Annotated in this window: 11 protein-coding genes and 1 pseudogene; 4 read left to right on the top strand and 8 right to left on the bottom strand. The window is 74.6% G+C overall.

From position 1 onward, the window contains the following. Positions 1 to 93: 93 nt before the first annotated feature. The 4 genes from recX to IH25_RS0114610 form a co-directional block, all read right to left on the bottom strand. Positions 94 to 1,029: a recombination regulator RecX gene (gene recX, locus IH25_RS0114630; RefSeq protein WP_030608885.1), complete on the bottom strand. Its 936-nt coding sequence runs from the start codon at positions 1,027 to 1,029 to the stop codon at positions 94 to 96. 3 nt (positions 1,030 to 1,032) lie between these two features. Then, positions 1,033 to 2,163, bottom strand: coding sequence for a recombinase RecA (recA, locus tag IH25_RS0114625; protein WP_030608882.1), 1,131 nt, complete (start codon positions 2,161 to 2,163; stop codon positions 1,033 to 1,035). A gap of 538 nt (positions 2,164 to 2,701) precedes the next feature. Then, positions 2,702 to 3,952 (bottom strand): AI-2E family transporter, encoded by a 1,251-nt coding sequence (locus IH25_RS0114615; protein WP_209445317.1) that lies wholly within the window; start codon positions 3,950 to 3,952, stop codon positions 2,702 to 2,704. A 188-nt stretch (positions 3,953 to 4,140) separates the two neighbouring features. After that, the gene (locus IH25_RS0114610) at positions 4,141 to 4,335 is read right to left on the bottom strand and encodes a DUF3046 domain-containing protein (protein WP_030608876.1); all 195 of its coding nucleotides are present in this window, start codon (positions 4,333 to 4,335) and stop codon (positions 4,141 to 4,143) included. Positions 4,336 to 4,415: 80 nt separating this feature from the next. Here IH25_RS0114610 and IH25_RS0114605 point away from each other — a divergent pair, with 80 nt between their 5' ends. Next, complete coding sequence (locus IH25_RS0114605; protein WP_030608873.1) at positions 4,416 to 5,360, top strand: hypothetical protein; 945 nt, start codon at positions 4,416 to 4,418, stop codon at positions 5,358 to 5,360. A 49-nt stretch (positions 5,361 to 5,409) separates the two neighbouring features. Here IH25_RS0114605 and IH25_RS0114600 read toward each other — a convergent pair whose 3' ends face one another. Genes IH25_RS0114600 through IH25_RS0114590 form a run of 3 tightly spaced genes read right to left on the bottom strand, consistent with a single transcriptional unit; the run spans position 5,410 to position 7,426 of the window. Continuing rightward, a complete protein-coding gene (locus IH25_RS0114600) occupies positions 5,410 to 5,718 on the bottom strand; it encodes an AzlD domain-containing protein (RefSeq protein ID WP_030608870.1) in 309 nt (102 codons plus the stop codon). Then, positions 5,715 to 6,524, bottom strand: a complete 810-nt coding sequence (locus IH25_RS0114595) for an AzlC family ABC transporter permease (protein ID WP_051753930.1) — start codon at positions 6,522 to 6,524, stop codon at positions 5,715 to 5,717. The genes IH25_RS0114600 and IH25_RS0114595 overlap by 4 nt, the downstream gene beginning before the upstream one ends. Then, positions 6,521 to 7,426, bottom strand: a complete 906-nt coding sequence (locus tag IH25_RS0114590) for an AraC family transcriptional regulator (protein ID WP_030608863.1) — start codon at positions 7,424 to 7,426, stop codon at positions 6,521 to 6,523. Before IH25_RS0114590 ends, IH25_RS0114595 begins: the two co-directional genes overlap by 4 nt. Positions 7,427 to 7,563: 137 nt before the next feature. Between IH25_RS0114590 and IH25_RS0114585 the strand changes: the two genes are divergently transcribed. From IH25_RS0114585 to IH25_RS40660, 3 genes and pseudogenes are all read left to right on the top strand, one after another. After that, entirely contained in the window at positions 7,564 to 12,684 is a 5,121-nt protein-coding gene (locus IH25_RS0114585) for an ATP-dependent helicase (protein WP_030608859.1), read from the top strand. Between the two features lie 62 nt (positions 12,685 to 12,746). Beyond that, positions 12,747 to 13,598, top strand: a complete 852-nt coding sequence (locus IH25_RS0114580; RefSeq protein ID WP_030608856.1) for an Fpg/Nei family DNA glycosylase — start codon at positions 12,747 to 12,749, stop codon at positions 13,596 to 13,598. A 50-nt stretch (positions 13,599 to 13,648) separates the two neighbouring features. Further along, positions 13,649 to 14,228: pseudogene (locus tag IH25_RS40660) on the top strand (SDR family NAD(P)-dependent oxidoreductase). Here the strand turns inward: IH25_RS40660 and IH25_RS0114565 are convergent. Then, on the bottom strand, positions 14,176 to 14,454 hold the full coding sequence (locus IH25_RS0114565) for a hypothetical protein (RefSeq protein ID WP_030608848.1): 279 nt from the start codon (positions 14,452 to 14,454) through the stop codon (positions 14,176 to 14,178). The pseudogene IH25_RS40660 and the gene IH25_RS0114565 sit on opposite strands and share 53 nt — an antisense overlap. Positions 14,455 to 14,528: the final 74 nt, after the last annotated feature.

The following is a 14,528-nucleotide window of genomic DNA, read 5'->3' as shown; positions in this document are numbered from 1 at the left end:
TCGCGGGGCGGGGGCTAGCCCCACCCCGGCCCCGACACCGGAACCCACACCGGCACCGGCACCCACATCCGGACACCCGGTCCGTCCCCTGGGTCAGAAGTCCCCGTCCCCGAGGAACTCGGTGTCCTCGCCCTCTTCCTCCAGCGCCTGGCGGACGACGCGGAGGGCCATGCCCTCGGGATAGCCCTTGCGGGCGAGCATGCCCGCGAGGCGGCGGAGCCGCTTGTCGCGGTCCAGACCCCGGGTGGCGCGCAGCTTACGGGCGACGAGTTCCCGGGCGGTCGCCTCCTCCTGCTCGGAGTCGAGCTGGGCGACGGCGTCCTCGATCAGCGCCGAGTCGACTCCCTTGGTCCGCAGTTCCCGGGCCAGGGCGCGGCGGGCGAGTCCCCGCCCGTGGTGCCGGGACTCCACCCAGGCGTCCGCGAAGGCGCCGTCGTCGATGAGCCCGACCTCCTCGAACCGGTCCAGCACCTCCTGGGCGACGTCCTCGGGGATCTCCCGTTTCCGCAGGGCGTCCGCGAGCTGCTTGCGGGTACGCGGGGTCCCGGTGAGCAGGCGCAGGCAGATCGCCCGGGCCCGCTCAGCCGGGTCCCCTGAAGACTCCCCCCGCTCGTCCCTCGCCGAGGAGGGGGCGCCTTCGTCCTCACCGGGCGCGTCCCCGAAACCGCGCCGCCGGCCACGCCCGCGGCCCCCGCCCCGCGCGCCACCGGTTCCTCCGGAACCCCGGCCGCGGGGTGAACCGCCCCCGTACGACTCACCCCTCGCGTCGCCCGCGTCCGGGGCACCGTCGCCCCCGTACCCGCCGGTGCCGTCGAAGGGACCGGAGCTTCCGTAGGCGTCGGGTACCGCGTGCTCCCGCCGCCCCCGGTACCGCTCGCGCCTCCCCGGCTCGCCGGGCTCGCCGTACTCGCCGTCCCGGTGTCCGTCGTCACCGTCCGGGGCGGAGTCCGGGTAGCCCCCGGTGCCCCTCCCCCGTGAGGCACCGGGGGTGGCGTACTCGTACTCGGCCCAGTCGGTTCGCCGTGTCACGGGTCAGCTCTTGGCCGCGGCGGCCTTGGGCTTGGTGGCCTTGGCGGCTGCCGGGACGGCTGCGGACTTGGCGGCGTCCCCGGCCGCCGCGGTGGTGACCGCCGCGTCGGCGCCCGGCTCGGCGGCGGGCTCCTCCGGCCGGACCCCCACGCCCAGCTTCTCCTTGATCTTCTTCTCGATCTCGTTGGCCAGGTCGGGGTTGTCCTTGAGGAAGTTGCGCGCGTTCTCCTTGCCCTGGCCGAGCTGGTCGCCCTCGTACGTGTACCAGGCGCCGGCCTTGCGCACGAAGCCGTGCTCCACGCCCATGTCGATCAGGCCGCCCTCACGGCTGATGCCCTGGCCGTAGAGGATGTCGAACTCGGCCTGCTTGAAGGGCGGCGCGACCTTGTTCTTGACGACCTTGCAGCGGGTGCGGTTGCCGACCGCCTCCGTGCCGTCCTTCAGGGTCTCGATGCGGCGGATGTCGATGCGCACCGAGGCGTAGAACTTCAGCGCCCGGCCACCGGTCGTGGTCTCGGGGGAGCCGAACATCACGCCGATCTTCTCGCGGAGCTGGTTGATGAAGATGGCGGTGGTCTTGGACTGGTTGAGCGCGCTGGTGATCTTCCGCAGCGCCTGGCTCATCAGACGGGCCTGCAGACCGACGTGGCTGTCGCCCATCTCACCCTCGATCTCCGCGCGCGGGACGAGCGCGGCGACCGAGTCGATGACGATGAGGTCGAGGGCGCCGGAGCGGACCAGCATGTCCACGATCTCCAGCGCCTGCTCGCCGTTGTCCGGCTGGGAGAGGATCAGGTTGTCGATGTCGACGCCGAGCTTGCGCGCGTACTCGGGGTCTAGGGCGTGCTCGGCGTCCACGAAGGCGACCTGTCCGCCGGCCTTCTGCGCGTTCGCCACGGCGTGCAGGGTCAGGGTCGTCTTACCGGAGGACTCCGGTCCGTAGATCTCCACGACACGGCCGCGCGGCAGGCCACCCACACCGAGGGCGACGTCGAGCGCGGTCGAGCCGGTCGGGATGACCTCGATGGGCTCCTTGGACCGCTCGCCCATGCGCATGACCGCGCCCTTGCCGAATTGCCGTTCAATCTGCGCGAGCGCGGCGTCGAGCGCCTTCTCGCGGTCGGTTCCTGCCATGGGTTCCACCCGGTTTGCTTGAGTCGATCGCTTCACGTCAAAGACGCTAACGCCTGCCACTGACAATGCGCCCCGACGCAGGCCCGGCCTGTGGATAACTGAGGGACATTTCCCGGCATGTCGGGGCGAATACCCCAGTCAGCAGCCTCGCCTGAGCCTCCATAAGAATGGATGTTCGATTTTCGTGTCAAGCGGACCACCGGCCCCTCCCGACTCAAGGTCGGAGGGCCGGCACGGAGCACACCAGCACGGCGCAGAGCGCGAGCTGAACCGCCCCGAGACCACGGTGCCCGAGCCGCAGCAACACGCCGCCCGTCACCCCGACCGCCAGGGCCAGGGCACCGAACGCCCACACCGGCGTCCAGTCCGCGGACGGCTCGTCCGGTCATGGCCATACGGTCATACGGAGCACCCACCGCCGTCCTGCCCGTGGCAGACCCGCGCCCCAGACGCACTCCGGTCCTCATGAACGCGGAGCGACGGGCGCCGCTGCCCCGCGCGTCCCGCAACGAGCGGGCGCGGCGCCGGTCCGCGCGGCCTACGCCCCTTCCCGCCCGCCGGGGCGGCGGGCGGCCCACAGGCGTCGCGCGCGCGTGAGGGGGCCGGGGCCGGACGGCGTCCTGCTGCGGTGCCCGTGCACCCGGGGGTCGTCCGTGACGGCGTACCGCTTCACGTACGCCCCGAGGAACGCCTGGAGGGTGGCCACCGCCGGGATGGCGATCAGCGCGCCGACCGCGCCCAGCAGCGCGGTGCCCGCGATGACCGAGCCGAAGGCGACCGCCGGATGGATGTCGACGGTCTTGGAGGTCAGTTTGGGCTGGAGCATGTAGTTCTCGAACTGCTGGTAGATCACGACGAAGCCCAGCACCCACACCGCGTACCAGGGGTCGACGGTGAACGCGATCAGCATCGGCAGCGCGCCCGCGAGGTAGGTCCCGATGGTGGGGATGAACTGGGAGACCAGGCCCACCCAGACCCCGAGCACGGGCGCGTACGGCACGCCCATGACCTCCAGCAGGATGTAGTGCGCGACCCCGGAGATGAGCGCCATGAGACCGCGCGAGTAGAGGTAGCCGCCCGTCTTGGCGACGGCGATCTCCCAGGCGCGCAGCACCTCGGCCTGGCGCGCGGGCGGCAGGACGGAGCACAGGGCGCGGCGCAGCCGGGGGCCGTCCGCGGCGAAGTAGAACGAGAACAGGCCGACCGTGAGCAGCTGGAAGAGCCCGCCGAGCACCTGGGCGGACACGTCGAGGACGCCGGCCGCGCTGTTCTGCACGTACTTGCGCAGCCAGTCGGAGTGGAGCAGGCCCTCCTGGATGTCCACCCGTTTGAGCTCGGTGTGGAAGGTCTGGTTGATCCAGTTGATCAGCGAGTCAAGGTACTCCGGGAAGCCCTCGATCATCTTGATGATCTGGCCGGCCAGCATCGAGCCGAGCAGGGTGACGAACCCGGCTATGACGATGGTCAGCCCGAAGAAGACCAGGAAGGTGGCGAGCCCCCTGCGTATGCCACGGGCCGCCATCCGGCTCACCGCCGGCTCGACGGCGAGAGCCAGGAAGAACGCGATCAATATGTTGATCAACAGACTGGTCAGCTGGTGGAAGGCCCAGCTGCCCAGCTGGAAGGCGGCGATCAGCGCGAGCGCGAGCACCATGGCGCGGGGCAGCCAGCGCGGCATCCGGCCGCCCGGCGCGACGGCGTCGGCGAGCGGGGGCCGGCCGGGCGGGGTCGTCGCGGCCGGTGCTGCCTGTCGGACGGACGGCTCGCCGTCCTCGGCGGTGGGTGCCAGAAATTCCTCGTCAGTGGGTGCCACTCGCCCAGTCTCGCCCACGCCACCGACAACCGGGGCCCGTGCGAGGGCCTCGTGACTGATCGGAACCGTACTGTCGATTTTCCGGCCGACGCTTGGCGACAAAACAGGCGTTTCGGCGTCTGCGGCACCCCCTTGTGGCACACCCCGTGCCCCCGGGCGGCCCGTCAGCGCCTCTCGCCCGGCACGTCCATGACCGCGCAGACCACGCGCCACACGTCCTTGGCCTCCCAGCCCGCGTCCAGCGCCTCGTTCACCGTGCGTCCGCCCAGTTCGGACATCACGTGATCGCGCGCGAAGGTTTCGGCGTACCCCGGACCGAAGTGTTCCGCCATTCGCTGCCAGAAGACCGTCAACCGCATGACCCCAGTATCCCGCCCCCGGGGGTGGAGCCTGCCCCGGAGCGCCTGCCGAGACCGCTTTCCGCCCTACGGTCTGACCCATGGAAGATTCAGGAGTCTCCCCACTCCCCTCCACGCCCCCGGCGCGCTCCCCGCTCTTCCGCGCCGAACAGTTCATCTGGCTCACCGCGCGCGTGCTGGAGCAGCGTCTCTTCGCCTACCACTTCCTGCACGGCTGCCCGCAAGCCGTGGAGGCGGCGCTGGACGCCTACCGCAACGAGGACGGCGGGTACGGGCACGCGCTGGAGCCCGATCTGCGCGGGCCGGTCAGCCAGCCCCTGCACACCGCGCGCGCCCTGCGTGTGCTGGACGCCCTGGGGCGCTGCGGCGGGCAGCGGGTGGAGCGCGTGTGCCGCTATCTGACCTCCGTCTCCACCCCGGACGGCGCCCTGCCGGCGGTCCACCCCGGCCAGCGCGGGTATCCGACGGCGCCGTTCCTCACGGTCGTCGACAACCCGCCCAGCGAGCTGCTGACCACCGGTCCGGTGGTCGGGCTGCTGCACCGCAACGAGGTGTGGCACGCCTGGCTGTTCCGGGCCACCGACTATTGCTGGCAGGCGGTGGAGAGCCTGGAGAAGTCCCACCCCTACGAGGTGCAGGCGGCCGTGGCCTTCCTGGACTCCGCTCCCGACCGACCGCGCGCCCAGGCCGCCGCCGACCGGCTGGGCCACCTGGTGCGGGAGCAGCGGCTCGCGGCGCTGGACCCGGACCACCTCGACGCGTCCCCGGTCGCCGCCGGCTACGCCCCCGGGGAGCACCACTTCCCGCACGACTTCGCCCGGAGCCCGGACTCGCTCGCGCGCGCGTGGTTCACGGACGACGAGATGACACGCTCCCTGGACCACCTGGCCGCCGGGCAGCAGGAGGACGGGGGCTGGCCCGTCACCTGGCGGCAGTGGGCCCCGGCGCCCACGCTGGAGGCGCGCCCCATGGTGACGATCGAGGCCCTGCGCACCCTGCGGGCCTATGGCCGCTTCGTGGGCTGAACCACCGCCCCGGGCCCTGCCCCGCCAGGGCGGGCCGGGCCCGGCCGGCTCACCCGCCGAGGGCCCGCAGGCCCGCCGTCACCACCACGGCCGCCGCCACGACCAGCAGGAACGGCGCGCGCAGCAGCAGTGCCACGGCCGCGGCGCCGAGCCCCGCGGCCCGGGCGTCCAGCATGAGCGTGTGCCCGTCGGCGAACGTCTGCTGGGCCGTGAGCGCGGCGAGCAGGGCGACCGGCAGCAGGGCCGCCAGCCGCCGCACGTACGGCCGCTCGACGGCGTGGCCCGGGACGAGCAGTCCGGCGAGCTTGACGGCGTAGCAGCCGACGGCGGTCCCGATGATCGCGATCCAGATGTTCACCGGCCCTCCTCCGCGCCGCTCGTCCCGCCCGTGTCCTGCGGTGCGCGCCGGCCGTCCGGTCCCGGCGGATCGGCCGGGGTGTCCCCGTCGGCGCGGTCGCCGCGCCGGGACTCGGCGACGAGGGCGAGCGGCGCCGCCAGTGCCGCCACCAGCACCGGCACGCCGGCCGGCAGCACCGGCAGCAGACCGAGGCCCAGCAGGACCGCGAGGCCCGCCACGGCGCGCTCGGTGGCCGTCTTCAGCATCGGTGCGAGCAGGGCCAGGAAGACGGCGGGTCCCGCTGCGTCCAGGCCCCACGCGCGCGTGTCGCCGATCGCCTCGGCTCCGAGTGCGCCGAGCAGCGTGGTGAGGTTCCACAGCGCGTACAGGCTGAGCCCGGTGACCGTGAAGCCGATGCGCGCGGCCCGCCGGGTCGGCTGGGCCAGGGTCACCGCGGTGGTCTCGTCGATCACCCAGTGGGCGGCGAACGGCCGTACCGCGCGCGGGAGGGCGAGCAACTGCGACAGCCGCAGCCCGTAGAAGGCGTTGCGCACGCCCAGGAAGAAGGCGCCGGCCGCGGCCGTGAACGGGTTGCCGCCGGCGGCCAGCGCCCCGACGAGGGCGAACTGCGAGGCGCCGGTGAACACCAGGAGACTGAGCGCGCAGGTCTGGAGCAGCCCGAGTCCGCTGCCGGCCGAGGTCACCCCGAAGGCGAATCCGGACAGGCCCACCGCGACGCCGACCCCCAGGGCGTCCCGTACGACGGCCGCGTCCGGCTTCTCGGTGCCCTCGGCTGTCTGGTCCGTGAATGCTATGTGCTGTGTCACGCCCGGGACGGTACGGACGACGGCCGATCCGCGTCTTGTACGTTCTTGCGCTCGCCTGGCACACGCCCCCGCCCGCCCGGGTTCGCGTGCTCCCGCTGGTACGCGCCCGGAGGCACACCGACGATCCGGGTGAAGTGCCGGTTGAGGTGGGGCTGGTCGGTGAAGCCGACGGCGACGGCCGCCTCGGCGGGGGCCGTCCCCGCGTCCAGCAGCAGCCGGGCGCGGCGTACCCGCGCGTCGGTCAGCCAGGTGTGCGGCGGCATGCCATAGGCGGCGCGGAACGCCCGCAGCAGGGCGAACGGGCTGGTCCCCAGATCCCGGGCCAGCCGTTCCAGGGTCGGCGGCCGGGCCATCCGCTCCTCCAGCACCGCACGCGCGCGTGCGGCGATCAGCGCGCCGGCCGAACGGGTCCGCCGCTCGGGCAGCGGGCCGCCGTTCAGCCGCAGCAGCCTGGTCACGGCGACCCGCAGGAGCGTGTCGGCGGCCAGCGCGTTGCCCTCGTCGGTGGCGCGCAGCACCTGGTGGACCAGGCGGGCGGCGTAGGGATCGTCGAGGACCGGGCTGACGAAGCCGGGCGTGCCCCGCAGGCTGGTGGTCTCGGCCGCGATCTCCGCGACCACGTCGGGCGAGGGGTACACCGCGCCGTACCGCCAGCCCTCGGGCACCCCCGCCCGGCCGGTGTGCGGGGTGTCCGGGTTGACCAGCGCGAGCGCGCCCGCGCCCGCGGAGACGTCCGAGCCGCGGTGGTGGAAGACCTCGACTCCGTCGGCGATGGCCGCGATCACGAAGTTCTCGTGGGTGTGCCGGATGAAGTTCTTGCGGATGTACCGGGCCCGCAGCAGGTCGACTCCGGGCAGCTCCGGGTACCGCCAGTGCCGTGCCCGCTCGCTTGAACCCGCCATGGGCCCATTGTCCCGGCCGTCCCGCCACCTCACCGCTTGGCCCGCCACCCCACCGTCGGACCCGCCCCGCCGCCCTCCCCACCACCTCGTTTGCCCAGGTCACGGCGATTGTCAGTGGGTGGGTGCACGATGGACGCATGGTCAGCTCCGCACACCGAGCCCTCGACGGCTTCTCCCCCGCGACCCGCGGCTGGTTCACGGGAGCGTTCTCCGCGCCCACCGCCGCCCAGGCGGGCGCGTGGCAGGCCATCCGCGAGGGCTCGGACGTGCTGGTGGTCGCCCCGACCGGCTCGGGCAAGACGCTGGCCGCGTTCCTCGCCGCCCTGGACCAGCTGGCGTCGGCGCCGCCCCCCGCCGACCCCAAGAAGCGTTGCCGGGTGCTGTACGTGTCCCCGCTGAAGGCCCTGGCCGTCGATGTCGAGCGCAATCTGCGCAGCCCGCTGACCGGGATCCGCCAGGAGTCGGTGCGGCTGGGCCTGCCCGAACCCGAGGTCAGGGTCGGCATCCGCTCCGGCGACACCCCGGCCGCCGAGCGCCGCGCCCTGTCCACCCGTCCGCCGGACATCCTGATCACCACCCCCGAGTCGCTGTTCCTGATGCTGACCTCGGCCACGCGCGACGCGCTCACGGGCGTGGAGACGGTGATCCTGGACGAGGTGCACGCGGTCGCGGGCACCAAGCGCGGCGCGCATCTCGCGCTCTCCCTGGAGCGGCTGGACGAGTTGCTGCCGAGGCCCGCCCGCCGGATCGGCCTGTCGGCGACCGTGCGCCCGGTGGACGAGGTGGCCCGCTATCTGTCGCCGCGCCGCAAGGTGGAGATCGTCCAGCCGGAGTCCGGCAAGGAGTTCGACCTCTCCGTGGTCGTCCCGGTCGAGGACATGGGCGAGCTGGGGGGATCCCCGGCCGCCGACGCCGCCGAGGGCGGGGAGCGGCCGTCGATCTGGCCGCATGTGGAGGAGCGGATCGCCGACCTGGTGCAGGCCCACCGGTCCACGATCGTCTTCGCCAACTCCCGCCGCCTGGCGGAGCGGCTGTGCAACCGGCTCAACGAGATCGCGTACGAACGGGCGACCGGCGAGCCCCTCGGCGAGCACCACTCCCCCGCCCAGCTGATGGGCGGCTCGGGCGCGGCCCAGGGCGCGCCGCCGGTGATCGCCCGCGCGCACCACGGCTCGGTCTCCAAGGAGCAGCGTGCCCTGGTCGAGGAGGACCTGAAGGCGGGCCGGCTGCCCGCGGTGGTGGCCACCTCCAGCCTGGAACTGGGCATCGACATGGGCGCCGTCGACCTCGTCGTGCAGGTCGAGTCCCCGCCGTCGGTCGCCTCCGGCCTCCAGCGGGTGGGCCGCGCCGGCCACCAGGTCGGCGCCGTCTCGACCGGTGTCGTCTTCCCGAAGTACCGGGGCGACCTGGTCCAGGCGGCCGTGGTCACCGAGCGGATGCGCTCGGGCGCCATCGAATCCCTGAAGGTGCCCGCCAACCCGCTGGACGTGCTCGCGCAGCAACTGGTGGCCATGACGGCACTGGACACCTGGCAGTTCGACGACCTGCTGGCCGTCGTCCGCCGCGCGGCCCCGTTCGCCTCACTGCCCGAGTCGGCGTTCACGGCCGTGCTGGACATGCTCGCGGGCCGCTATCCGTCCGACGCGTTCGCGGAGCTGCGCCCGCGCGTGGTGTGGGACCGCGTGGCCGGCACGGTCACCGGCCGCCCGGGCGCCCAGCGCCTGGCCGTCACCTCCGGCGGCACGATCCCGGACCGCGGTCTGTTCGGTGTCTTCCTCGCCGGTTCCGACCCCAAGAAGGGCGGCGGCCGGGTCGGCGAGCTGGACGAGGAGATGGTCTACGAGTCCCGCGTGGGCGATGTCTTCACGCTGGGCACGAGTTCCTGGCGGATCGAGGACATCACGCGCGACCGGGTCCTGGTCTCGCCCGCGCCGGGCGTGCCGGGCCGGCTGCCGTTCTGGAAGGGCGACCAGCTGGGCCGCCCGCTGGAGCTGGGCCGCGCGGTGGGCGCGTTCCTGCGCGAGGTCGGCTCGCTGCCCCGGGACGACGCGCGGCCGCGGCTGCTGGCGGCCGGCCTGGACGCGTGGGCGGCGGACAACGTGCTGGCGTACCTGGGCGAACAGCGCGAGGCCTGCGGTCACATCCCCGACGACCGCACGATCGTCGTGGAGCGGTTCCGCGACGAGCTGGGCGACTGGCGGGTCGTCGTGCACTCGCCCTTCGGCGCCCAGGTCCACGCCCCCTGGGCGCTCGCCCTCGGCGCCCGCCTGTCCGAGCGGTACGGCATGGACGCGCAGGTCATGCACGCCGACGACGGCATCGTGCTGCGCCTGCCCGACGCCGATCTGCTGGGCCTGGACCTGCTCGACCAGGAACCGGCGAAGGCGGGCACCCCCCTCGACACGGCGGTCGACAGCGAGCAGGCCCCGGTCGGCGCGGCGGACGTCGCCTTCGACAAGGGCGAGGTCGACCAGATCGTCACCGACCAGGTCGGCGGCTCGGCGCTGTTCGCGGCCCGGTTCCGGGAGTGCGCCGCCCGCGCGCTGCTGCTGCCGCGCCGCAACCCCGGCAAGCGCACCCCGCTGTGGCAGCAGCGCCAGCGCGCCGCCCAGCTGCTCCAGGTGGCGAGCGAGTTCGGCTCGTTCCCGATCGTCCTGGAGGCGGTCCGCGAATGCCTCCAGGACGTCTTCGACGTGCCCGGGCTGGTCGAGCTGATGGGCGACATCGAGTCCCGCAAGGTGCGCCTGGTCGAGGTCACCACCCCCGAGCCGTCCCCGTTCGCCCGCTCCCTGCTCTTCGGGTACGTCGCCCAGTTCCTGTACGAGGGCGACTCCCCGCTGGCCGAGCGCCGCGCCGCCGCGCTGTCCCTGGACTCGCGGCTGCTGGCCGAGCTGCTGGGCCAGGCGGAGCTGCGCGAACTGCTCGACGCCGACGTGCTGACCGAGCTGGAGCACGAGCTGCAGTGGCTCACCGAGGACCGCCGGGTCAAGGACGTCGAGGGCGTCGCCGACGTGCTCCGGCTGCTCGGCCCGCTGACCGACGCGGAGCTGGTGGCGCGGGGCGCGGACGCGGAGTGGGCGCGGGAGCTGGCCGGGGCGCGCCGGGCCATCAGGGTGCGGATCGCGGGCGCCGACCACTGGGCGGCCGTGGAGGACGCGGGCCGGCTGCGCGACGCGCTCGGCACGGCGCTGCCGGTCGGGGTGCCGGAGGCGTTCACCGAGCCGGTCAAGGATCCACTCGGCGACCTCCTCGCGCGGTACGCCCGTACGCACGGCCCCTTCACCTCGGCCACCGCGGCGGCCCGGTTCGGGCTCGGCGTCGCGGTCACCGAGGGCGCGCTCCAGCGGCTGGCCGCGGCCGGCCGGGTCGTCCAGGGCGAGTTCCATCCGGCCGGCATCGGCCAGGAGTGGTGCGACGCGGCCGTACTGCGCCGGTTGCGCCGCCGCTCGCTGGCGGCCCTGCGGCACGAGCTGGAGCCGGTGCCGCCCGCCGCTCTCGCCCAGTTCCTGCCCCAGTGGCAGCACATCGGCAGGGGCCACGAGGTGCGCGGGATCGACGGCCTGGTGCGGGCCATCGAGCAGTTGCAGGGAGCCTCCGTGCCCGCCTCCGCGCTGGAGAAGCTGGTCCTGCCCTCCCGCGTGGCGGGTTACACGCCCTCGATGCTCGACGAGCTGACCGCCGCGGGCGAGGTGGTGTGGGCCGGTGCGGGCGCCCTGCCCGGCAAGGACGGCTGGGTGTCCCTGTATCTGGCGGACGCGGCCCCGCTGCTGCTCCCGGCACCGCATCCGCTGGAGCTGACCGCGCTCCACCAGTCGGTCCTGGACGCCCTGTCCGGCGGGTACGGCCTGTTCTTCCGGCAGATCGCCGACCAGGTCCGTGCCACCACCCACCCGGAGGTCACCGAGCCCCAGCTGGCCGATGCCCTGTGGGACCTCGCCTGGTCCGGCCGGCTCACCAACGACACCCTCGCGCCGATGCGCGCCCTGCTGGGCTCGGGCCGTACGGCGGGCTCGACCGCGCACCGCGCCAAGCGCGCCGTCCCGCGCGGGCGCTACGGCTCCCTGACGGCCGCCGCGCGCACCGCCTCCCGCACCGGCCCGCCGACCGTCGCGGGCCGCTGGTCGCTGCTGCCGGCGGCCGAGCCGGACGCCACCGTGCGCGCGCACGCGCTGGCCCGTACGCTCCTGGACCGGCACGGCGTGGTCACCCGGGGCGCGGTGGCCGCGGAAGGTGTCGAGGGCGGCTTCTCCGCGGTGTACCGGGTGCTGTCGGTGTTCGAGGAGAGCGGGCAGGCCCGGCGCGGTTACGTGGTGGAGGGACTGGGCGCGGCCCAGTTCGCGATGGACGGCGCGGTGGACCGCCTGCGCGCGGTGGCGAACGCCCGCGAGCGCACCGAGGGCCTGCCCGCCCCGGCCGACGGCAACGGCTTCCCCACCCCGGGCACGGCGAGTGCCTTCGGCACCGGGGGATCCCCGAACGGCTTCGGCACCGCGGGAACCGCGAACGGCTTCGCCGAACAGGGCTTCCCGGGCCCCTTCGACGGACCCCGGGGAGCCCGCGCGCCCCACCGCACCGACGGCGGCCCGTACGACCACGCCGCCGTCCCCGGTCCCTTCGAGACGGCCGACGGAGGCTTCCCCCACCCCGGTCCGGACGGCGACTTCACCTGGCCGCCGGACGACCACACCGGCGCCGACGGCGACCCGTTCTCGTCCCGCGGCCCCGCGGACCCGTTCGCCTCCCCCGGCTACGGCGGCCCCCGCGGCGGCGGCCCCGCCCACGGCCCGGGCGCCTCCCCCGGCGCGGTCCCGTACCGCTCCCGCGACGGCTACGGCCATGGCTACGGCCGTACGGGCACCGCCCCCGGCTCCCGCGCCGTGGTCCTCGCCGCGGCCGACCCCGCGAACGCCTACGGCGCGGCGCTGCCCTGGCCGGAGCCGCCGACCGGCGCCGGGCACAAGCCGGGCCGGAAGGCGGGTGCGCTGGTGGTGCTGGTGGACGGCGAGCTGACGCTCTACATGGAGCGCGGCGGCAAGACGCTGCTGGTCTGGCCCGCCACCCCGGACACCGCCGCGACGGACGACCCCCGTCTGCGCGCGGCCGCCGAGGCGCTGGCGACGGCCGCCCGCGCGGGCTCGCTCGGCACGGTCACGGTGGAGCGGATCAACGGCGCCCAGGCCCTGACGTCCCCCACGGGCGCCCTCCTGGAGACGGCCGGGTTCGTGGCGACACCGCGCGGCCTGCGCCTGAGACCGTGAGGCCGCCCCGGCCCGCCACGACGGCACCCGCGCCCCCGACACCCGCGTGGCAGGCTTGAGGCATGCCCGAAGGTGACACGGTCTGGCAGGCCGCGCGGCGGCTGCACGAGGCCCTCGCCGGCAAGGTGCTGACCCGCAGCGACTTCCGCGTGCCCAAGTACGCGACGGTCGACCTGGCCGGCCGCACGGTGCTGAACACCGTTCCGCGCGGCAAGCACCTGCTGACCCGCTTCGAGGACGGCCTGACCCTGCACACCCATCTGCGGATGGAGGGCGCGTGGAAGGTGTTCGGCGCGGGTGAGCGCTGGCGGGGCGGGCCGGCCCACCAGATCCGCGCCGTCCTGTCCACCGCCGACCGCGCGGCGGTCGGCTACCGCCTCCAGGTCCTGGAACTGCTGCGCACGGCCGACGAGGAGCGGGTCGTCGGCCACCTCGGCCCCGACCTGCTCGGCCCGGACTGGGACCCCGAGCGCGCCCTGGCCAACCTCCTGGCGGATCCAGCCCGGCCGCTCGGCGAGGCCCTGCTGGACCAGCGCAATCTGGCCGGGATCGGCAACGTCTACAAGAGCGAGCTGTGCTTCCTGCTCGGCGTGACCCCGTGGCTGCCCGTCGGCGCGCTCCCCGCCGACCGCGCCGAGAAGCTGCCCGGCCTGGCCAAGCGGCTGCTGGAGGCGAACCGCGAGCGCCCGGTCCGGCAGACGACCGGCGTGCACCGGCACGACCTGTTCGTCTACGGCCGCGCGCCCCGGCCGTGCCTGCGCTGCCACACCTCGGTGCGGGTGGCCGATCAGGGCGACGGTTCCCAGGAGCGCCCCACCTACTGGTGCCCCACCTGCCAGCCTGGTCCCGCCCCGGCCCCCGGCTCCCCGCAGCGCTGGCGGGAGAAGTACCCGCGCCGCCCTCGCACCCCCTGAGCGGACCCACCAATCGACGACCCGTCAGACATGCTCGTACCGCCCCCCCCATGGCTCTGAGCGCGTACGACCTCAGCGGACGCACCGCCTTGGTCGCCGCAGCCGCCGGTGGCATCGGCCGGGCCTGTGCCGTGCTGCCCGCCGAGGCGGGCGCGACGGTGCACCGCGCCGACCGGGACGCGGACGGCCCGGACGGCACCGCCGCGCTGATCGAGGACCACGGCGGCACGGCCAGCGGGCGGCACGGCTGATGCTCACCCACCGGACGCGCGGGAGCATCGTCACCATGGCCTCCGGCGCGGTCGACACCGGCGGCGCCGGGCTGCTCTGCTACGGCGCGGCCAAGGCGGCCGTGGTGCAGCCGACCAGGACGCCGGCCACCGAGCTGGGCCCGCGCGGCGTCCGGGTCAACGCGGTCGCCCCGGGCTGGATCCGCACCCCGTGACCGCCCGTCACGACCGCGCGGCCCAGGCACACAACGAGGCCGTGATGACCCGTATGACACCGCTGGGCCGGGGCGGTGAGCCGGACGACGTGGCGCGCGCGGTGCGGTACCCGGCATCGGACGCGTCGGGATTCACGACGGGTCGGAGACTTCGCCCGAACGGGGATGTGGCGACGCCCTGGTGAGCTCCCCGGCCCGCCAGGCGGCCCCCCAGCGCCCCGCCGGCACGGCCCCGGTCGCGCGCGCCTTGGGCACACAGTGCACGGGCAGCAGGCTCAGCCCCCAGCCGCCGGCCACGACGGCCGCTTCCAGCACGCCCGAGTCCTCCCCCACGGCCAGCCGCAGCACGGCCCACCACCACAGGGCCCCGAGCCCGAGCGCGGCCCCCCAGCGCACTATGCGTCCCGCCATGCCCGCCATCACCTCCAGCCGGACGCTAGACCGTCGCCCGCCCCGCGCGGGAGGCGCACCACGGGCTCACCGAT

Origin of the sequence: Streptomyces achromogenes subsp. achromogenes, assembly GCF_000720835.1 — a bacterium.
In the GTDB taxonomy this organism is placed as follows: Bacteria; Actinomycetota; Actinomycetes; order Streptomycetales; family Streptomycetaceae; genus Streptomyces; species Streptomyces achromogenes.
The sequence above is the reverse complement of the archived record's forward strand: the minus strand, read 5'-3'. Positions and strand labels throughout refer to the sequence as shown.